Genomic DNA, 20979 nt, shown 5'->3' on the forward strand with positions numbered 1-20979 from the left:
CATCGACCTAACAAACACTGGCGATCTTGGCTCAGCTTATGCACTATATTTACAAAAACCTTTATTAAGAAAGCATTACAATGAGACAAGGATATGGCTAATTTTTTCAGGGATTGGAAGACTCTTGCTATCACCAAATTCTATGAAGCAAAACGTTTTGTTTTATTTGTGATTGAACATTTTATTAATGATGATTGTACCTATAGAGCTTCAGCCTTAGCATTTACGAGTCTTCTTGCAGTAGTTCCTCTCATGAGCGTGGGACTGGCACTCTTGTCATCTTTTCCAGTATTTCAAAATTTATCAGGACCTGTTCAGAATTTTATATTTGAAAATTTTGTGCCCGCAACCGGAAAAATCATTCAGGATTATTTACAACAATTTTCAGCGCAAGTATCAAAACTATCCATTTGGGGTGTAGCCTTTTTATTTGTAACCGCCTTACTAGTCATGGTTACCATCGAAAAGGCCATGAATAAAATTTGGAAAACCCATACATCCAGACGTGGAGTAGCTGCTTTTTTATTATATTGGGCCATCTTATCGTTAGGCCCTGTGCTACTTGGTTTAAGTTTAGCGGCTAGTTCTTATGTGTTATCGATCCCTTTTATTCAAACGCATCAAGCACCCGTTTTTTTTCTAAACAGTATTCCTTTTTTTCTCTCACTTGTTGGATTTACTTTTCTTTATGTGGTTGTGCCAAATTGTCCTGTTAAAATTACTCATGGACTCTGGGGTGGAATAATAGCGGCCATTTTGTTTGAATCAGCCAAGCAGGCTTTTGCTTACTATTTGACCCAGTACGATACTTATCAGCTACTCTATGGAGCCTTCGCAACAGTTCCCATTTTTTTTATTTGGGTTTATTGGGTCTGGGTTATTACTCTTTTAGGCGCAGAAATTAGTTATGCATTCTCAGTACATTATAAAAGGCGCCCTGGAATTCCGATTGATGGTTTTTCTCATGCATTGCTTTGGTTACATCAACTTTGGATTGCTCAAAAGTATGGTCATGGTTTGAGTCGTGAAGCATTAATTTCTGCCAGCTCACAACCTTTTGCGGTCAATGTGGATGATATGATTAACGAATTAATTAGTTCAGGCTTAATTCATAATACTGAAGCTGATGAACTGATGTTGAGTCGTAACTTAAATGAGGTTAGCCTTTACTGGCTAACCCAACATTTATCGTATCGCCTGCCAACTCATGACGAATTAGAAAGAGAAGCATCGCATGCGCCATGGCAAAAAGTCTTAAGTCAAACAGACATTGAACTGCAAAAAACACTCTCACTTAGCTTAAGTGAACTCTTTAACCTGCACCCTGCAGATTCGGCTCAAGTTTCGTCGACTCCGAGGAGCTAAGTTGTTGAGAACAAATTTTAAGTGCCTGCTCAAAATCCTGGAGAACATTTTCTTTTCCAATTAACTCAATGATGCCTGCTTTTTTGAGCTTCGTCTGTACTAAGGAGTTAACACCAGTCAACATCACATGAACCTGACGTTTTTGCAGATTAGCAATTACCTCCTCGAGTGTTTGCAAGCCGGTGATATCCATAAAAGGAACCCAACCTAAACGAATAATCAAAAATTTAGGTTCTGTGTGCGTATTTTCAAGCGCATATTCAAACTTCTCGGCAACACCAAAGAAAAAAGGACCTTCAACGGCATACACCAAAATATCTTGTGGTAAAACGGATAACCCATAACTCTGACATTCCTGTTGCAATTCCTGAGCACTGACAGCCTGCACTTCTACACTCGATGCCATGCGGCGCAAAAATTGGATCATCGCCAGCAATACACCTACATAAACAGCGATGACTAGGTCAACGCCAATTGTTAAAAAGAAAGTAATTAATAAAATTGCTACATCAGCACGTGGTGCACGCTTAAGCATTTTTACAAAATGCCGCGCTTCACTCATGTTCCATGCAACGATAAACAAGATTGCTGCTAATACCGCTAAAGGAACATTCACCGCCAGAGGGGCAAGAAAAATAATAATGACAACTAAGGTAAGCGCATGCACAATACCTGCTAATGGACTATTTCCTCCATTACGAATATTGGTTGCAGTTCGCGCAATAGCGCCCGTTGCCGCAAATCCACCAAATAAGGGAGCAGCAATATTTGCTATACCCTGACCAATTAATTCCTGATTAGAGTTGTGTCTAGTCCCAGCCATACCATCAGCGACAACCGCTGAAAGCAAGGATTCAATAGCACCGAGCATTGCAATGGCAAAAGCCGGCCCCATCAATTCATTTAATCGAGCCCATGTAATCTCGGGCCAATGAAAACTGGGCAACCCTTGAGGAATTCCCCCGAAAGTACTACCGATGGTGGCAACACCCTGAAAATGAAATAGAGTCTGTAAGCTTGTGGCCACTGCTAAAGCTACCAGAGGTCCCGGTACGCGCTTTAACCCCGGTAATTTGAAAGAGTATTTAACTAACACTAACGACAAGATAGCCAGAGCGGTTGTTGTCCAGCTGAGCTGTGGGAAAACCTGTAAAAGATGCCAAAATTTCTCATGAAAATGTTCCCCTGTTACAGCAGGTAAACCAAAAAAATCCTTCCATTGTCCTACCCAGATAATGACAGCAATACCTGCGGTAAAGCCGACGATGACTGGATCAGGAATGAATTTAATGACGGAGCCTAATCGAATAATGCCAAGAAAAAGTAAAATTATTCCCGCCATAATTGTCGCTATTTGCAAGCCTTCGATACCATATTTGGCGGTGATTCCTGACAGAATAACAATAAAAGCACCAGTTGGACCGGCAATTTGTAGACGACTACCACCAAGAAGAGATACCAAAAAACCAGCGACTATAGCCGTATATAGACCTTGTTCGGGTTTTGCACCAGAGGCAATGGCAAAAGCCATTGCAAGCGGAAGCGCAACCACACCAACAATAATGCCTGAAATAATATTGCTCAACCAATGATGGCGCTGCAACAATCCTGCTCGATAAGCCTCTAATACAGCAATCATGATATCACTTTGTGTTAGTCAAATTGCCTTATTGTATCTGAATTCTTAACGGTTTTGCGATAAATATTTACAAAAACCGTTAAATTAACACACTATGAACAATATATTTTCTTCAAACGAGAGAAAAAGTCCTTTCTGGCTATAGTTATGCTCAGTAAGAAAAATTATTTAAACAGCAATAAATCGAGGCAATATGTGAAAATGCAGCAAAGGTATAATGATATTCTATGCCTTTGCTGCAAAATGGTGGGTTAACCCGAATAATTATAGTATGTAACGCGTCAAATCGTCATCATCGACAAGCTTACCTAAATGTTTCTCTACATAAGCCGCATCGATATGAACTTTTTCACCTGGCCTGTCCGTCGCTTCAAAAGAAATCACTTCAAGCAGACGCTCCATAACCGTATACAAGCGACGAGCCCCTATATTTTCAGTACGCTCATTGACTTTCCAAGCCACTTCGGCAATACGGCGAATCCCTGTTTTATCAAAGGTTAACTCTAATCCCTCAGTTTCCATTAACGCGGCATATTGCTCCGTTAAAGAAGCACTAGGCTCTGTTAAAATACGCACGAAATCTTCTACACTGAGTGCCGACAATTCAACTCTGATTGGCAGTCGACCTTGCAACTCTGCAATTAAATCAGAGGGTTTGGCAACGTGGAAAGCACCAGAAGCTATGAACAGAATATGATCTGAACGAATCATCCCGTATTTAGTGGACACTGTTGTTCCTTCAACAAGAGGGAGGAGATCACGCTGAACCCCTTCACGTGAAATATCACCGCCTCCACCTTGCTCAGCACGCTTGGCCACCTTGTCCAATTCATCGATAAAGACAATGCCATTTTGCTCAACATTTTCGATAGCACGAGTTTTGATATCCTCTTCGTTAATAAGCTTAGATGCTTCTTCTTCACGTAAAATTTTCATCGCCTTGGCAACTGTTAATTTACGTGTCTTGGTACGGCCGGTGCCAATTTGTTGAAACATGGATTGCAGCTGGTTAGTCATTTCTTCCATACCAGGTGGCGCCATAATTTCTACACCAACTTGTGCAGCAGATAATTCAATTTCGATTTCATTGTTGTCCAGAACACCTTCACGCAATTGTTTTCGAAAAATCTGACGCGTGGAGGAATCTTTTTCGCTTGGAGTCAAACCCATTCTTTGAGGAGGTAATAAAACATCAAGAACACGTTCTTCGGCGGCATCCTCAGCCAAATGCTCGACTTTTTTCATGGCTAATTCACGTTCTTGCTTTACGGATATATCTATCAAATCCCGTAAAATGGAATCCACATCTCGCCCAACATAGCCTACTTCAGTAAATTTAGTTGCCTCAACTTTAAGAAATGGTGCTTTCGCTAATTTAGCCAATCTTCTGGCAATTTCTGTTTTACCTACACCAGTTGGACCGATCATTAAAATATTTTTAGGCATGATTTCATTACGCAATGCAACATCTTTGATTTGCATGCGACGCCAGCGATTACGAAGCGCAATGGCAACTGCCCTTTTTGCTTCATCTTGACCGATAATGTGCTTATCTAATTCTTGTACTATCTCACGAGGAGTCATCATTACTGTATTATTCACCGTTACTATCCAATTCTTCAATTGTTAAATTGTGGTTGGTGTAAATGCAAATGTCGCCTGCAATCATTAAACTTTTGCGAACAATCTCAACCGCTGATAATTTTGTATTTTCTAATAAGGCTCGAGCCGCAGATTGGGCAAAAGGGCCACCAGAACCAATGGCAATTAAACCCTCTTCAGGCTCAATGACATCCCCATTACCGGTAATTATTAAGGAAGCTGTGCTGTCAGCTACTGCTAATAGAGCCTCTAGACGGCGTAAAATTTTATCGGTTCGCCAATCTTTTGCGAGTTCAACTGCGGCTCTTACTAGATGTCCCTGATGCATTTCCAGTTTGCGTTCAAAACGCTCAAAAAGAGTAAACGCATCGGCAGTACCACCAGCAAAACCTGCAATTACCTTATCTTTATACAACCGCCTAACCTTACGAGCATTCCCTTTCATCACCGTATTACCCATGGTGACCTGTCCGTCTCCGCCGATGACAACTTTATTGCCTCGTCTTACAGAGAGGATCGTTGTGCCGCGATATTGTTCCAAAATAAAATATCCTTAGTTAAAGATAGAATTTGCTGTAAATGGGGATTAGATTGTGAAAATCAATAGATAAAAAGGAAAATTTTATTCTTCTTTGTGAGCGCCTTGTTTCAATACTATACAGCATTTATCACAAAATCCTTTGAATTCAATAGTGCTTTGTCCAAGATGAAAATGATTGTCGTTGGCTAATTGTTTCGCCAACGCATGAATAGCATTGTTGTAAACTTCTTGTACTTGGTAACAATTATTGCAAACCATTAAAATCTCAGAAGGCAAATGCTTTTCAGGCTCATGACAAAGTGTATAAGATTGAATGGACTCAATTTTATGAACAACACCGTATTCAGTAAAATAATCCAGCGCACGATATACTGAAGGCGGGGTTGCATTTTGTTTAGTCAATATTAATTTATCCAGTATTTCATAAGCTTTTAGGGGCTTTTGGCTTTCCCACAATATGAATAAAACACTTTTACGCAGTGAGGTCAATTTAAGTTCGACTGCGGCGCAATAAGTAACGAAAGGGGCCGGATAAATCATGAATTTCCCATAGATATCCAATAAGTGAAGCGATTATCAGTGATTACCAAATCACTCTTCCTTACTATTAATAAAAGATACACCATGAAGTATAGGTTGAATAGCTAAATGCTCTGCCAAGGTTTGTCCAACATCAGCAAAGGTTTCTCGCCGACCAATAAATTGACTGGGACAAGACGGACCAAACATTAAAACGGGAATATGCTCACGAGTGTGATCAGAACCAGGCTGGGTAGGATCACAACCATGATCAGCAGCAATAATCACCACATCATCAGCGTTCAGTAGTTGAAGTAGCTCCGGCAGACGAGCATCAAACTGCTCAAGAGCATCAGCATAGCCTGCTATATCGCGACGATGACCATAGGACGAATCAAAATCAACAAAATTGGTAAAAATTAAACTCCCTGCAGGTGCTGTTTTCAACGCCACCAACGTGGCATCAAATAATGCCATATTACCATCTGCCTTGATTGTTTGTGTAATACCTTGATGAGCAAAAATATCTGCTGTTTTTCCGATGGCAATGACTTCTCTACCTGCATTTTTCAACTCATCCAATAAAGTAGGGGCAGGAGGTAGGGTGGCATAGTCATGCCGATTGCCAGTGCGAGTAAATGAACCTGGCGAACCTATAAAAGGTCTGGCAATAACACGCCCAATTTGATAGTCGTCAACAAGTTCACGCGCTATTTCGCAAATATCATATAAACGTTGTAGGCCAAAGTGTGTCTCATGAGCTGCGATTTGGAATACACTATCCGCCGAGGTATAAACAATAGGCTTGCCTGTTTTAATATGTTCTTCACCTAACTCTTCAATGATCGTTGTTCCAGAAGCATGCTTCTCTCCCAGAACACCAGGTAAATCCGCTTTTTTAATCAGTTCGTCGATGAGTTTTTTGGGAAAACAAGGTTCTTCATAGGGAAAATATCCCCAATCGAAAAGTACAGGAACTCCCGCTAACTCCCAATGACCACTTGGCGTATCTTTCCCTAAACTCTGTTCAACGGCATAGCCATAATATCCAGTTGGTTCAGCGAGAGTTGATAGATCTATTAATGGCATACCGGAGCTGGCGATTGCTGCATGGTATAACCCTACTTTCGTTAAATGGGGAATATGCAAGGCACCACTGCGCAATCCTGCTTTATTGGCACGATTTTCACTACAGGCAAGATGAATATGGCCAAAAGTATTGGCTGCTTCATCCCCATATCGATGTGCATCAAGGCTTGCCCCAATACCCAAAGAATCCATTAATAAAATGCAAGCACGTCCTGGCATTCTTATTCCTCAATATGTCGGCAATGTGTTTCTTTTAAGCCTAGCAAAACTAATAAAGCCAGAATTAATCCTAAAGGTAAAATGGCAGCAGCAAATTGATAATCACCCAAGGAATAAACAGGAACATCATTGACCATTTGCATTTCTCCATGTCCCATTAACAAAATGCTATACAGGTTTTGGTAAATGATATAACCGCCTTGAGTCAAAATAGACACCACGCTCACTGCAGTAGCTGTCATTAAAGGCGAACTACTTTCAGCCACCAAGGCATAACTAATCACTTGTGATGCAGTAAAGAAACCTAATAGAAAAAATAATACATTCATTATTGGCAATGAAACAGGAGCATACAAAACAGCCAATAGAGTAATTAGCGAAGCAATGCCACCAATTTTCATGGGCAACACACGTAAACCTAATTTGTCAGAGCACCACCCTATTACAGGCCCCCCAATGATTGCTCCAAGGAACAGCATCGTATTCACTACAGAAGCATCCTGTTTAGCAATACCCAATCGTTGAACCAGATAAAGGGAGCCCATCATTGCTCCAAAAACAGCAATGGCCATATTCATTAAACTGGTATACAACGCCGCTCGAAGCGTTTGAGGATTCAAATAAGCTTTCTTGGCTGCAGCGATAATTGAAATTTTTTGACTAAGTTTATGACCAGCAACTTTTGCTTTATCAATAATCCCAAAAGACATAAAAATTAGCATTGCGGTACCAAGCCAACCTACCTGCATTAATGCATCACGCCAACCAATTTGTGAAACTAGCCTTGTTAATGGATACTGCGCCAACATACCCCCAGTCATCGCCATCGTGACTATCGCCCCGGTCACCATCGCCATTCTCTGCGGTGGAAACCAGCGTGAAGCAAGGCGAATCGGCCCTAGAAAGCAAAAGGCACTGCCAATACCTGTAACAAACCGGCAAAATAAAGCCAGGTAAAAAGACTGAGCATGAGCGAGGATAAACGTACTCATCACACACAGAAACATAGCAAATAAAATTGTTTTTTTGGTTGAGAAACGATCGAGCACAAAACCTGCCACAAAGAGAAAAATTACATTCGACAAATAATAAATGCTTGATAAATAGGCCATTTTATCAGCTTGGACATGAAAATCATGCATGATGTTATCGGCAATTGATGCAAACATATTGCCTTGAATAAACTCATAAAAGAAGAATAGAGATGCACTAAAACATACTAACCAAGGTAGTAATGAAGAGGATAGTCGGTCTTCTTTGTATTCTTCAACCATCTGCATATATAACTCCTAAATCCTAGCGTTTGCAGTAAGTTTCGCGGGTTAAAAGTACCGCCAATAAGGCAACTATTGCTGTAAGAGGAAACATCCACATTGCATATTGAAAATCAGCCGCAGCATAATTTTGGGTGGACGCTCCTGCATGATCTTGCATGAGTAAACCAAATAATACTTGACCCACACCACCGCCGCCCATGATAAGAACAGAGGCAATCCCGGTTGCGGCTCCTGTATGCTCTAACGAATTGCTTTCTGCAATAAGCGGATAGCTAATCACCTGTGTACTTGTGAATAACCCTAACCCAAAAAATAGAACGCTCAGTGCAGTTTGGGATAAAGAAATATCCATGAATAAAGGAATTACGGTGAGTAAGGTTGCTATCGCCCCTATAATCATTAAAGGCTTGCGACGCCCCTGACGATCGGAGAGCCAACCAACAAGAGGACAACCAACAATACTTCCGATAAATATAAGACTAATCACATTACTTGCAGCCATATCGGGCAAATGATGCACTGTTTGCAAATAACTGGCACCCCATAAGGCACAAAGCACCATAATCGGTAGATTAAGGAAACAAGTATAAAGGCCGGCCAGCCAATTTTGACGGTTACCTAGAGCTTGCATAAAACTTGGGATTATAGGGGTCTGCTCTTCATTTTTGCGGCTATCAAAACGATTTGGTGTATCCTGGACAATGAAATAAATCCACAGCAATAATATCGCGCCAATGACTCCATCAATGAATAATGAACGACGCCAACCATAATATTCATTTAAATGAGCAAAAGGAGTATGCGCCATCATTCCCCCTAAAAATGCCATTGTCACTAGAGAACCTATCACTAATGCCTGGCGTTGAGGAGGAAACCATTGAGCCACTAAAACAACGCAAGAGAGAAAACAAAACGCATTGCCAATTCCTGAAAGGAAATGAAAGAAGCAAGCTAAAGCGAACGAATTTGTCACAGAAAAACCGACCGTACCAATCACGCATACTAACATTGCAGTTAAGATGACTTTGCGCGTTGAAAAACGATCGAGAATAATACCGGCAGGAAGGAGAAATAAAATATCGGCCCAGAGGTAGGTACTCGACATCCAGCTCAGTTGGGCAGCGTCCAAGTGAAAATCATCTCGCAAAGGCTGATTAATCACATCAAAGATATTCAACTGAAAAAATTCGTAAAAGAAAAATAACCCTGCTGATAGACATACCAACCATGCCATCATGCTACTGCGAAGTATAACTACCTCGGAATCCACAGCAATAGAATCAGACAACGTCACTCCTTAAGCACAGCCCCGCAAAATTGCGGCAAATTATAGCAAAAATCGTACCGAATTGGTACCTTTATTGCACAATTCATCAAAAAAATTATTTTACCTGCTGCTGCTTGAAGTGGAGCCTGCAAGTTGCAGCATAGGCTTCGTTTCCGCCGATTAAAACCTGATGTCCTTCCGAAATGACCTGGCCGGCTTCGTCAATCCGTAAATTCATCGTTGCTTTACGACCGCAATGGCAAATTGTTTTGAGTTCTATAAGCTCATCAGCCCATGCTAATAAATATTGGCTTCCTTCAAATAATTCGCCTCGAAAGTCAGTACGCAAACCATAAGTTAGCACCGGAATTTTTAAACGATCGGTAATCTCTGTAAGCTGGTACACTTGCTCACGGGTCAAAAATTGCGCTTCATCTAGCAAAACACAAGCATAAGCCTTCTCTTTTTGCTGCTTGCTTACGGCTTCAAATAAATTATCGCCAGGTTTAAAGACAGAGGCTTGTTCTGATAGGCCAATGCGAGAGCGGATAAGTCCTTGTTCATAACGTGTATCAATAGCAGGAGTATACAATATAGTCTGCATGCCACGCTCACGATAGTTGTAACTTGCTTGCAACAATACCGTACTTTTCCCTGCATTCATTGCAGCAAAATAAAAATAAAGTTTTGCCATAATTAACTTATCAAAAAGCTGTACTTTACTACTTATCAGCAATAATAACCATTTCTGTTGCCTTATCTTTGCAAAACGTAAGCGTAAAGCCTAATATTGTTAATTCAAAAATCCCAAGATAAGGACAATCGCATGATTCCGGTAAAAGGCTACGCGGCATCGGCAGCCAAGGCTCCCTTACAACCCTATTCGTTTGACCGACGAAATGTTGGCGACGATGATATATTAATTGATATTCACTACTGCGGTATTTGCCATTCTGATATTCATCAGGCTCGTGATGAATGGGGTGGTGCTCTTTTTCCAATGGTACCTGGCCATGAAATTACTGGTGTTGTAAATCGTGTTGGCAATAACGTTAGCAATTTTAAAGCCGGTGATCATGTGGGTGTCGGCTGCATGGTGGATTCTTGTCGTCAGTGTGATAGTTGTCAGGAGGGACTGGAACAGTTTTGTGTAGAAGGATTCACTGCTACATATAATGGCATGGAACGTGATGGCACTCGTCTAACCCAAGGTGGTTATTCTACACAAATTGTTGTTAATAAAGATTTTGTGCTGCATATCCCTGACAATTTACCCCTTGATGCCTCTGCTCCACTTTTATGTGCCGGAATTACTCTGTACTCTCCACTTCACCACTGGAACGCAGGTCCGGGTAAAAAAGTGGCGATTGTTGGTTTAGGTGGTTTAGGTCATATGGGTGTAAAAATTGCCCATGCAATGGGAGCAGACGTCACCGTTCTTAGCCATTCTACCAAGAAACAAGAGGATAGTAAGCGACTTGGCGCTGATCATTTTTATGCAACATCTGATTCCGCCACATTTAAAAAATTAGCAAATACTTTTGATCTGATCGTTTGTACTGTATCCGCAGGTATTGATTGGAATCAATATTTAGCTTTACTCAAACATGACGGAACTATGGTTGTAGTTGGTGTACCAGATGACAATGTCCCAGTTAATGCCGTACCTCTAATTTTTGCTCGCCGAAGTCTGGCAGGTTCGTTAATTGGTGGTATTCCTGAAACTCAAGAGATGCTAAATTTCTGCGGTAAGCACAATATCACCTCAGACATTGAATTAATCCCAATACAAAAAGTTAATGACGCTTACGAACGCGTATTAAAAAGTGATGTGCGTTACCGCTTTGTAATTGATATAGCATCTTTAAATGATTAAGGGTCGATATCATCCCAAATTATATATACCAAGGTCAGTGCTCCAACTGGATGCCTCGCACAAGCCAAGGCACGTAGAAAGTATCTGAGAAAATATATTGATTTCGATAATGTAAACCTAATCGAATTAATAAGTCAGAATATACGAGTTATTTTTATTGACAGTTAACCACCCCAGGTGCCTTGGTTTGACCGAGGCATCCAAAAAAATGCTGGCTCGAGATATAAAATCAGGTTTCTTATCATTATTTAACGTTTACAGCAATTACGTTGTTCAATCTTTAGCTTAGAGACGATTTTCGCATAACTCCTAATGCTTTCCTGCCACAATTTCGCATCAAAGATGCTTAATATGGTTAAAAAGTAAATTTTTTTCGCATTTAATGCACTTTCTTAAGAATAAATTAAGAATAAAATGCTTAAATATAAAGCATACATATGTTTAATTTTATAAATAATGGTTCAGTTCTATAATTACGAACAGATTGTAGGCTTATTAGACGGCAGCCAGGTTACTAGAAAATCTGCCCATACCGTACAATTTGTTGAGTATGAGCAAAATCAAAAAAAAGTACCTATTGTTTATAAGGAAAACAAGGGCGGTAAACCTATCGCTTCCGTTCGAGAAACTGTTTTTAGTGAACTCGCTCGTCTTCTTATGGCGCCTCATCTAACACCTCCTCAGCACATTGTCATCAATGGCTCTCGCCAAATCGTGGGCACTGCTGTAGATAACATGGCCATGTCGATAGCGAAACGAGAAAAGATTGGAAGTACAAAATTCTATAAGATTAGAGATGCATCCTATGCAACGGATCTAACGAGTCCTACTCAACTCTCAACCGACATTTCATTCGGATTTCTAAACCAGATGCCAGGCGGTTTTTTCGCTCATTTAATGAAAGAAAGAGATGAAGAGCGGCTTTCCATTGACATGGAATCACTGGCAAGTGTTCTAACATGCTCTTATTTTCTGGAAGAAGATGATTTACATAAAGGTAATATAGGGTATTATGTTACTGAAAAAGACGGCAAACCTCATGTTACCTTCTTTAAGATAGATCATGACTTATTGCTCACAGATAGTATAACTTCTTTTTACGACTCAAGATTTCAGAATTTAAGCAATCGTCAAGATCATTTTAATATTACCAGGCATGATTTACTTCACTTTCCAGATCTTAGAGACAGCTCAAATTACTATTGGCCAACCCGCAGACGCTTCGTTGTTAAGATCGGGGATGACAAAATTTACTCAAACTCTGCCGATCGGGACGCATTTAAACGGCTGCAAGCCGATGATGAATTTAATCGTTATAAATGGAAGCATCTCCTAAAAAGTATACTGATACCTGATGAGTTAGTTCGGCATGCGATTTTGATGCATTTAGAATCATCCAATTATCAAGACCTCTCTGAGATTAATCTGATTAGTCAGGCTATGCAGGAACGTGTTTCCAAATTACGAGCTGTTTTGTTCTCAACCTCTCATTTTAATCAATATTTAACGAGTGAGGATGGTGAAAAAGACCTTTTCGATTGCATGCAAGAATTAGGGAATCACCTTAATGAAATCACTGGGATAGCAGAAGAGGTAAAGAATAAAATTCTTAGGGATTTAGAGGTACAAACCGATCACTATAAACATATAGCTCAACAACAACCCTTTTCTACAGATACCCCGCTTCATGCCGCAATTCGGTTAGGCGATTATCGTTTTGAAAAAAGCCACTTAAGATATGTGGGCAGAGAAAATGGCTCGAAAGAATTGCCTATTGATATCGCCGCTGCGTATGCAACTGACTATGATCCTTTTTCAGAGCAGGTGAATCCCAGCAAAGACCCTTTTTGCGTTATAAAGCATTTACTGCAAAATGGGGCTAAGATGACCCCTAAAGTCGAAGAATTATTGAAGGAAAAGAATATAAATATTCATACCTATCAATTCAACTCTCAATATCTACAATGGCAGGTAAATAATTATTCTGATTTATCTGACCTTATCACGACGATAGGTAGCGATAACTCGCTCACCTTGAAAACCAAGAAAAATATTACGCTGCAGGTAGTAGAAAACCATATTCATAAACTTAAACCCGAAGAACTAGCTCTCTTTAAAATTGATCTCAACGGCTCCTCCTACATGGCCCGTAAACCAGAATTCCTCTTTATTAGCCAGTTACGAAGCACTTTCTGGTTCATACGATTCATTTTTGGTTTATACGGTAACTCAAGTACAAAGAAAGAACTGAATAATCTTATTCAAAATGCACAAAACACGTTATCTAAAGGGTACAGCCCTTATAGCTTTTTTTCCTCTACAAGTTCAAATAGCCAGCGAGCGTCAATTGTTACCGAGGAGAAAGGAGCAAACACAGCTGATGATGAGGATACGTCACTCAGAGAAATCCCCTAAAAAATAAAATCTATCGCTTTAATCGTGCTTCTATTAATTGATTATAAATTTGTCATTTTGTGCCATATTATACTATTTTTAGAATAATTAAGCCCCAAATTAAGGCTCTCTTATATGGAATCATGGGAGAAATTGACTAGACACTATTTGCTGATGGCTTTTATTTCTATTCTCACCCTGGCCATAACTCCACATTTTGCTATCGCCGAAAAAGCCTCATCAGCTGAAGCAGACAAAACTATTATTGAAGTCTCGGACAAAGCATTTCAACTTAATGGGCAAAGCAAAGCTGCCAAAGCTTTTGAACTTTTATTCAAATACCCTGATGGTTCAATAACTCAAGAGGGCTATTTTGGAACCAAGGGCGAACTTTTTAACGTCATGGTTGTGAATAAAACCAAAGAGCCTATTACTATTCATTGGCATGGTCTTATAGTTCCCAATGATCAGGATGGTGTTCCCGAGGTTACTCAAACACCAATTAAGCCAGGAGAAAGTCGTCCCTATCAATACAAACTCGTGCAATCAGGGACTTATTGGATGCATTCACACGAGGGTTTTCAAGAACAGCAGCAATTATCAGCACCTTTTATCATTCATGAACCCGATAAAAAAAAGGATAACAGCGAAGAAATTATTATGTTTCTGCAGGATTTTACCTATCAAGAGCCGTATAAGTTGTTTCAAGAGTTACGTAATAAACCTATGGCACCCATGCAAATGGGCAAATCCGATAGCATGAAAATGGATACGGATTATGATGACATTAAATACGATGCATTTCTTACGAATAAAGCAACACTTGATAATCCAAAAATTAAACCTGTCACCGCCGGCCAAACCGTAAGACTTCGCATTATTAATGCGTCAGCGTCTACCAATTTTGAAATTAACTTAGGGAAATTAAAAGGCAGTTTAATCGCTGTGGATGGGGAACAGATAAAACCCATTTCTGGCAGCCAATTCCCTATTGGTATTGGCAACCGACTTGATATTCTAGTTAATATCCCAAAAGGCGGGGGTGTTTTTCCCATACTGGCTCAAGTCGAAGGTACTGTTCAACAAACAGGGCTTGTTATTGCTACAGCCAATTTACCGATTCCCAAATTTAATCCCGAAGCCTCACAACCCTTGGGCCGTGTTTCCTACTATGAATTGGAAAAACAACTCCACACATTGAATCCTTTAGCCAAGAAAAAACCAGATGTCAGTTTAAACTATACATTAGAGGGAACAATGGAGGGTTATCGCTGGACTCTGAACGGTGAAGCTTGGCCTGATATCATTCCTCTTGGAATTACAAAAGGGCAACGAGTAGAAATGATCTTCACCAATAAAAATACCATGTCCCACCCTATGCATCTTCATGGGCATGTCTTTCAAGTCACTGAGGTGGATGGGACAAAACTTTCAAATGGCGCTCTGCGTGACACGGTATTAGTACAACCTAACAGCACGGTTAAAATTCAATTTGATGCCAATAATCCCGGTATTTGGCTAAACCATTGTCATAATCTTTATCATTTCATGGGGGGAATGGCTACGACAATTGAATATGCAGGATACCCCAAACCCTTGTTTTATCTTGAAGCTATCGGGCAGGCCAATAAAAAGCGGTAGTAATTACCCTTTGTATCAAGAATACTCGTCACGGCAGATAATTAACTATAGTATTATTATTTAGTTATAAATCATGTTGCATGATAACAACCCGAGAATACCTTGGAGGCAGTTTATGTTTCGTGATATAATTAATGTATTAAGCGTATGGCAACTTTTTCTAATTATCCTCGTTTTATTGCTTTCATTTTCAGCCTTAGCCACCTATATTGCATACTATTTAATACCTAAAGAATCTGTCGATAATGAATATTCTCGTAGTACAGATAGTATTCTCAATATCATGGGAAGTGGATATGGCGTTTTCTTGGGTTTTGTAATTATTACCCTGTGGAATCATTATCTGTACGTACAAAAAAATGTCTATCAAGAAGCTGATGACATAAGTGTAGTCGTGCGCTATCTTGCTGTTATTCCTCCTAAGGATAGAGCGCCAATGGAGAACAGTCTTAAAGAATATTTACACGCAATACAAACTGATGAATGGCAGCAAATGCGTCTGGGAAAGGAGAGCGATAAAACATGGAAGGCTGTATATGCGATGTTAAAAACGTTTCAAAATTATACGCCTCAAACAGCAAAGCAAGGATTATATTATCGACAAATATTAAACCACATGGATTCCTTTTTAAAAGAGCGTCGCGATCGTTTAATTACTGTTCATAGCATACTCAATAATGAGCTGCGAACTGCATTAATTTTAGGCGCCATCGTTATCGTCTTTTTATCGAGTCTTTTAAAAGCGCATGAAGGTGGAGCAATACGTATCCTGGCTAATATTTGTTTGGCCCTCGTGATTGGGTTTAATTTAACTTTAGCGCTAAGTTTCGACTACCCATTTTCGGGTGATATCTCGGTTAGTAGCGCGCCCTTTTACCAAGGTGTATTGAAAAACTTTTAGTGCAAAATTACTACAGTGGGATGAAGTCCAAGGTTTGATAACTATGATTTTTTTAATAGTACCTTCATAGCGTAAACCTTGTTCTAGAACTTCCCGTACCTTTTTTCAAAGTTATATAGAAATACCCTTTTTCCTTTAGTATAAATTGACACCCCAGTTCAAGCACCTTGGAAATTAAATAGTAATAAGAAATATAGTGTGTTGGTTCAATGACCCGACCCTACTTGCTATTTTGTTTTTTTGTACTCACGAAAACTACCGCATTCTTTATACCCTAATTGCTTGTATAAAGAATAGCCCCCCTCTGATGCTTGTAACACCGCGATATGGTAGCCAAGTTCTTTGGCTCGTTTTAATCGATATTGTTGCATTGCAGTGCCATAGCCTTTCTTTCTCTCCTCGGGAGTTGTTGATAACCAATGAAGGCCCGCTGCTTGCGCAAAATAGCAAGACAAGCCGCGTACTACAGGCTTTCCATTGATATAGCCGACATAATATTCAATGGGGTCATCATCCGTTAAAATCGATGCAATCCATGAAAAATAGGTTTTAAATGCCTTTTCATCATTAGCAAGAACAAGTGCAAAATCATGTAGGGTTTTCTCATCTGTCGCACGAACAATTTCTAACGAAGGGATAGATACAATTTGACCATCCCAGGTATCTAAATCAAAAAACATAGCACAATTATTTTCGGTATTTTTGTACCCATGCTCTTCCAAGTGAACTGACAAATTTTCTGGTTTATCCTGCGGACAAATCCACCATGAGAAAGGAGTATTCTTTTTCATGAAATAATCAGTAACCTCAATGATTTTTCTATCAGCATTCTCTGATGAAAAATCAGCATCAATGACATAATTAAAAGTATCATCTGATAGACCAGAGTTAACTATTGTAAAACCAGGTACTCTTATTAATTCCACCTGAGTTAAATATTGCGCAAAATGCGTCATATGCACATTTAAATTAGCCTCTATTGCCTTTGCCAGTTTTTCATCTGACCAGTCTTTTGAGGCGCAACCGGTATTGGGCAGCAAAAAATTCCTTTTCCGTCCATCCCACTGCTTGGCTTTATTGTCAATCGCTTGAACTAAACTGTCTTTACCTGAAACATAGGAAGAAATATCATGTGGAAATTCCTTCGCTAGCTGCTTCTTAAGCTCAGCATACTCATAGGCGACATTAGGATGTTGAATCACATAATCTCTAAAATTTACATGACGTTTAATTTGAGGACTTCCTCTTTCATGTAAATGCAGGTGAAAACTTACCGTTGATTCCTGTCGCTTTGTAAAAAAGCTGACATGAGGAATAATTTGACGCCTGATTGGTGCGTAATTCAATTGAATTAATTTTTCTTCGATTAAATCAATATCATCGACATTATCAACCGACAACATAATGTCTATAACAGGCTTGGCCGACATACCTGGAATACTTGTGCTACCAATATGATAAATTTCCTGAAGAAAATTACCTAAAATATTTTGAAGACGAATCGCTTCTTTGTTAAATACATTAGGCCAATTTGGATCATACGCAACAACGTTTACTGTAGCTGGGATCATTTTTTATTTGCTCGTAAGTAAGAGTTTGTTGGATCAAACGACCCAACCGGCTTTGCTCGATCACCAAAAACATTTTAGCAAATTAGAAATTCAAAGTTGAGTCATAACATTTATAAAACGTGTTGCTTCTCTTCTAAATTTCCCGGTGATTAATGACTCAAACTAAGAGAGACTGTGTGGCTTTGACCAAAAAGTTAACATTAGACATGCAGCTATGTTTGTTGAAGCAGTAGATAAACCAGGCTGCCACTGATGTGTCGACTAGGCTACTCGCTATTCTATTCGTTTAAATCGAGGAACTGTTTTTCCATGATGAATGACATTTTCAAAAAACATTTTCATAGGGCGAACCCAAAGCTGGTTATCCCCAAATTGATCACAACGATATAGAGCCCTATACACTATCATCTCTTCATCTGTTTCACTATGACGCGCTTGGCCAATGACTTCATATAATTTTTCATTTTTATAATGTATGTATTTTCCACATATAATAGGATCAGATAACATTTGTACTTTTGTTATTAATAGTCATTAGTTTTCACTGACTGATAGTATCATTTGTATCGGTAACCGAGTAGCACCAAACTTTTATGAGGGATTAGAAACTTTGATTTGACTGGTCGGGACGGAAGGATTTGAACCTTCGACCACTAGCACCCCATTCTTAAAAAGACCGTTTTCAAACGGTATCATTTGATATCAAATAGTAACACTAACTCATTGTATTTTATATATTTTCACCATGTGCTATACTTCAAAAAATATCAAACGATTTCATGTGAGATCTCACGAAAGCACACCTAGAAGTACACCTAATTTTTAAGTGGTGCAATGATGGAAAGACAATTTACAGACGCCTATATTCGATCGCTAAAACCAAGATCTTCTCGCTATGAAGAATTCAGAGATGGGGGTTTTGGTATTCGAGTCACCCCCAAAGGACTAAAAACATTTCTATACCGTTATAAAATCAACGGCCAAAGGCATTTCATTACTATAGGCCACTACCCTGCTATGAGTTTATCGGAAGCCAAGAAACGTTTTATCGATTTAAGCGATATTCGTCATGGCGAAGTAAATCCCAAAGAGCAGATCGCAGAACAAAAACAGAAAGACCAAAGTACCGTAAAAAATCTGATACTCCACTGGTACACCAACTACATTGAAAAACACCGCGCCCAACCGCTGCAAATTTGGCAACACATCAAAGTAGATATCATTCCCCTCTTGGGTAATAAGAAATTGGAACACTTAAAAACAAGAGAAATCACCCAAGCTCTCGATAAAATTGTAGGACGTGGCTCACCCGTTCATGCGAACAAAGTACTAAGTACATTAAAGCAAGCATTCAACTATGCAGTAAGCCGAGGCGAAATGCTGCTAAATCCTGCCATGACCATACGAGCCAGAGACATAGGCGGCGTAGAAAAACCCAGAGAACGCTATTTAACCCTTGATGAAGTAAAAACTCTATGGCAATTTCTCGACAGTGAAGAACATGGCACCTCGTTTCAGATCCGAGCAGCCCTAAAAATCATCCTACTTACAGGCGTAAGAACAGGAGAAATCCGAGTAGCCAAATGGTCAGAATTCGATTTTGAAAACTCCTTATGGACTATCCCAGCCGAAAATACCAAAACCAACATAGTCATGAGAATTCACCTCACAGAAATGACTAAAAAGGTATTGAGAGAACTCAAAGCACAAAGCGATTCAGAATACGTCATTACAGGCGCAGATGATCAAAGTATTTTATCCGACCGAGCTATGCCAAGAGCAGTAATCAGAATACAATCACGAGTAGGCATCCCCCACTGGACAGCACATGATTTAAGACGCACCTTTGCAACTCAGCTTGGTGAGGCATTGCATGTTGATCCGGTAGTGATTGAGAAATGTTTAGGACACAAGATGCCTAAGATCATGGCTACTTACAATAAAAATGAAATGCTGCCTCAGCGAAAGGAGGCTTTAAATGCCTGGTCAGAGCTTATTGAAAATATGCAGCAAGAAAATGTAGTAATAATCCAACCCAAAAGAGTATCAGAACAATAAGGAATTTTTATGGAAAGTAACCCAGCCAATTTTGAGCAATACCACATTAGACGTTTATATGATGAAGAAACTGAAACATGGTTTTTTTCAGTTGTAGATGTAGTCCAAGCCCTGATACAACAACCCGATTACCAAGCCGCAAGAAACTATTGGAAGGTGTTAAAAAATCGCTTACAAAAAGAAGGTAGTCAGTCGGTTACAAAATGTAACCGACTGAAATTAGCGGCAGCTGATGGCAAAAAATATCTCACTGACGTTGCAAATGCCGAAACATTGCTACGGCTCATTCAATCAATCCCAAGCCCAAAAGCTGAACCCATTAAACTATGGTTAGCAAAGGTCGGCTACGAACGCATGCAAGAAATGTCCGACCCCTCTCAAGCACTTGATAGAGCCAGAGAAACATGGAAACAACATGGCTACAGTGAAAAATGGATACAACAGCGCATGACGGGTCAGGAAACCCGGAATAAGCTCACGGATTATTGGAAAGAACACGGCATTGACGAACCCAGTGAATTTGCAATCCTTACTAATATCATTCATCAAGAATGGACAGGCTTGAGTGTAAAAGAACACAAACAGGCAAAAGGATTAAAATCCCAGAACCTACGAGACCATATGAGTGAAGCTGAGCTAATCTTCACAGCACTTGCAGAGCTATCAACAAGACAAATTGCCGAGGCTACAAATGCCACTGGAATGACTGAAAATCAGAAAGCCAGTAAACAAGGTGGTGGCATAGCTAAAAAGGCACGTTTAGAACTGGAAGAGAAAACTGGCAAAAAGGTCGTAAGCAAAGATAATTTCTTAGCGAATAAAAAGGATTTACCAAGCAAAGAATGAAGCCATGGACATCAGTTATTTCCAAAATAGAAACAACTGATCCAGGCAACTATTTCCATTTTGGAAACTGTTCGATATAACGCCATAAAGACATCTATGAGAGCAAGACAGAACCATAAGGTAGAAGCACATTTCCCCTACCCTTTCATAAATAAAAATCAAGAAATGAATGAA

General features: G+C 39.7%; 17 protein-coding genes. 7 read left to right on the top strand and 10 right to left on the bottom strand.

The genetic code is table 11. From position 1 onward, the window contains the following. The first annotated feature begins 93 nt into the window (after positions 1–93). Positions 94–1365 (top strand): YihY family inner membrane protein, encoded by a 1272-nt coding sequence (locus LHA_RS13175; protein WP_045106951.1) that lies wholly within the window; start codon positions 94–96, stop codon positions 1363–1365. Here LHA_RS13175 and LHA_RS13180 read toward each other — a convergent pair. The 8 genes from LHA_RS13180 to LHA_RS13215 all read right to left on the bottom strand — a co-directional run bounded on the left by LHA_RS13180 (position 1313) and on the right by LHA_RS13215 (position 10212). Then, positions 1313–3004 (bottom strand): SulP family inorganic anion transporter, encoded by a 1692-nt coding sequence (locus tag LHA_RS13180; RefSeq protein ID WP_045106952.1) that lies wholly within the window; start codon positions 3002–3004, stop codon positions 1313–1315. The two genes, LHA_RS13175 and LHA_RS13180, sit on opposite strands and share 53 nt — an antisense overlap. Positions 3005–3268: 264 nt before the next feature. Further along, positions 3269–4588 (bottom strand): ATP-dependent protease ATPase subunit HslU, encoded by a 1320-nt coding sequence (hslU, locus tag LHA_RS13185; RefSeq protein ID WP_045107593.1) that lies wholly within the window; start codon positions 4586–4588, stop codon positions 3269–3271. A gap of 10 nt (positions 4589–4598) precedes the next feature. Further along, complete coding sequence (hslV, locus tag LHA_RS13190) at positions 4599–5147, bottom strand: ATP-dependent protease subunit HslV (RefSeq protein ID WP_045106953.1); 549 nt, start codon at positions 5145–5147, stop codon at positions 4599–4601. Positions 5148–5228: 81 nt separating this feature from the next. Beyond that, a complete protein-coding gene (locus LHA_RS13195) occupies positions 5229–5687 on the bottom strand; it encodes a transcriptional repressor (RefSeq protein WP_052673726.1) in 459 nt (152 codons plus the stop codon). A 51-nt stretch (positions 5688–5738) separates the two neighbouring features. Beyond that, positions 5739–6974, bottom strand: a complete 1236-nt coding sequence (locus LHA_RS13200) for a phosphopentomutase (RefSeq protein ID WP_045106954.1) — start codon at positions 6972–6974, stop codon at positions 5739–5741. 2 nt (positions 6975–6976) lie between these two features. Next, positions 6977–8254, bottom strand: coding sequence for an MFS transporter (locus LHA_RS13205; RefSeq protein ID WP_045106955.1), 1278 nt, complete (start codon positions 8252–8254; stop codon positions 6977–6979). A gap of 16 nt (positions 8255–8270) precedes the next feature. After that, positions 8271–9539 (bottom strand): MFS transporter, encoded by a 1269-nt coding sequence (locus LHA_RS13210; protein WP_045106956.1) that lies wholly within the window; start codon positions 9537–9539, stop codon positions 8271–8273. 94 nt (positions 9540–9633) lie between these two features. Then, positions 9634–10212 (bottom strand): thymidine kinase, encoded by a 579-nt coding sequence (locus LHA_RS13215; protein WP_045106957.1) that lies wholly within the window; start codon positions 10210–10212, stop codon positions 9634–9636. A gap of 132 nt (positions 10213–10344) precedes the next feature. On the opposite strand from LHA_RS13215, the gene LHA_RS13220 reads away from it, so the two are divergent. The 4 genes from LHA_RS13220 to LHA_RS13235 all read left to right on the top strand — a co-directional run bounded on the left by LHA_RS13220 (position 10345) and on the right by LHA_RS13235 (position 16330). Continuing rightward, entirely contained in the window at positions 10345–11394 is a 1050-nt protein-coding gene (locus LHA_RS13220; protein ID WP_045106958.1) for an NAD(P)-dependent alcohol dehydrogenase, read from the top strand. 456 nt (positions 11395–11850) lie between these two features. After that, positions 11851–13809, top strand: coding sequence for a Dot/Icm T4SS effector AnkK/LegA5 (gene ankK, locus LHA_RS13225; protein WP_045106959.1), 1959 nt, complete (start codon positions 11851–11853; stop codon positions 13807–13809). Between the two features lie 132 nt (positions 13810–13941). Next, positions 13942–15429, top strand: coding sequence for a multicopper oxidase family protein (locus LHA_RS13230; RefSeq protein ID WP_158644250.1), 1488 nt, complete (start codon positions 13942–13944; stop codon positions 15427–15429). Positions 15430–15544: 115 nt separating this feature from the next. Continuing rightward, the gene (locus tag LHA_RS13235; protein ID WP_045106960.1) at positions 15545–16330 is read left to right on the top strand and encodes a bestrophin-like domain; all 786 of its coding nucleotides are present in this window, start codon (positions 15545–15547) and stop codon (positions 16328–16330) included. 227 nt (positions 16331–16557) lie between these two features. On the opposite strand, the gene LHA_RS16220 is transcribed toward LHA_RS13235, so the two are convergent. Continuing rightward, entirely contained in the window at positions 16558–17901 is a 1344-nt protein-coding gene (locus LHA_RS16220; RefSeq protein WP_052673727.1) for a bifunctional GrpB family protein/GNAT family N-acetyltransferase, read from the bottom strand. A 273-nt stretch (positions 17902–18174) separates the two neighbouring features. Beyond that, the gene (locus tag LHA_RS13245; protein ID WP_045106961.1) at positions 18175–18411 is read right to left on the bottom strand and encodes a DUF1653 domain-containing protein; all 237 of its coding nucleotides are present in this window, start codon (positions 18409–18411) and stop codon (positions 18175–18177) included. Between the two features lie 324 nt (positions 18412–18735). On the opposite strand from LHA_RS13245, the gene LHA_RS13250 reads away from it, so the two are divergent. Together LHA_RS13250 and LHA_RS13255 are read left to right on the top strand one after the other, a co-directional pair. Then, on the top strand, positions 18736–19959 hold the full coding sequence (locus tag LHA_RS13250) for a tyrosine-type recombinase/integrase (protein ID WP_082060358.1): 1224 nt from the start codon (positions 18736–18738) through the stop codon (positions 19957–19959). 9 nt (positions 19960–19968) lie between these two features. Next, positions 19969–20805: a BRO family protein gene (locus LHA_RS13255; protein ID WP_045106963.1), complete on the top strand. Its 837-nt coding sequence runs from the start codon at positions 19969–19971 to the stop codon at positions 20803–20805. Positions 20806–20979: the final 174 nt, after the last annotated feature.

The sequence above is a fragment of the Legionella hackeliae genome (assembly GCF_000953655.1).
In the GTDB taxonomy this organism is placed as follows: Bacteria; Pseudomonadota; Gammaproteobacteria; order Legionellales; family Legionellaceae; genus Tatlockia; species Tatlockia hackeliae.

What these genes read in the sequence shown, in the direction of transcription:
- LHA_RS13175 (WP_045106951.1), top strand. Translation starts at nt 94, where the DNA reads ATGGCTAATTTTTTCAGGGATTGGAAGACTCTTGCTATCACCAAATTC.
- LHA_RS13180 (WP_045106952.1), bottom strand. Translation starts at nt 3,004, where the DNA reads ATGATTGCTGTATTAGAGGCTTATCGAGCAGGATTGTTGCAGCGCCAT.
- hslU (WP_045107593.1), bottom strand. Translation starts at nt 4,588, where the DNA reads ATGACTCCTCGTGAGATAGTACAAGAATTAGATAAGCACATTATCGGT.
- LHA_RS13195 (WP_052673726.1), bottom strand. Translation starts at nt 5,687, where the DNA reads ATGATTTATCCGGCCCCTTTCGTTACTTATTGCGCCGCAGTCGAACTT.
- LHA_RS13200 (WP_045106954.1), bottom strand. Translation starts at nt 6,974, where the DNA reads ATGCCAGGACGTGCTTGCATTTTATTAATGGATTCTTTGGGTATTGGG.
- LHA_RS13205 (WP_045106955.1), bottom strand. Translation starts at nt 8,254, where the DNA reads ATGCAGATGGTTGAAGAATACAAAGAAGACCGACTATCCTCTTCATTA.
- LHA_RS13215 (WP_045106957.1), bottom strand. Translation starts at nt 10,212, where the DNA reads ATGGCAAAACTTTATTTTTATTTTGCTGCAATGAATGCAGGGAAAAGT.
- LHA_RS13220 (WP_045106958.1), top strand. Translation starts at nt 10,345, where the DNA reads ATGATTCCGGTAAAAGGCTACGCGGCATCGGCAGCCAAGGCTCCCTTA.
- ankK (WP_045106959.1), top strand. Translation starts at nt 11,851, where the DNA reads ATGGTTCAGTTCTATAATTACGAACAGATTGTAGGCTTATTAGACGGC.
- LHA_RS13235 (WP_045106960.1), top strand. Translation starts at nt 15,545, where the DNA reads ATGTTTCGTGATATAATTAATGTATTAAGCGTATGGCAACTTTTTCTA.
- LHA_RS16220 (WP_052673727.1), bottom strand. Translation starts at nt 17,901, where the DNA reads ATGATCCCAGCTACAGTAAACGTTGTTGCGTATGATCCAAATTGGCCT.
- LHA_RS13245 (WP_045106961.1), bottom strand. Translation starts at nt 18,411, where the DNA reads ATGTTATCTGATCCTATTATATGTGGAAAATACATACATTATAAAAAT.
- LHA_RS13250 (WP_082060358.1), top strand. Translation starts at nt 18,736, where the DNA reads ATGATGGAAAGACAATTTACAGACGCCTATATTCGATCGCTAAAACCA.
- LHA_RS13255 (WP_045106963.1), top strand. Translation starts at nt 19,969, where the DNA reads ATGGAAAGTAACCCAGCCAATTTTGAGCAATACCACATTAGACGTTTA.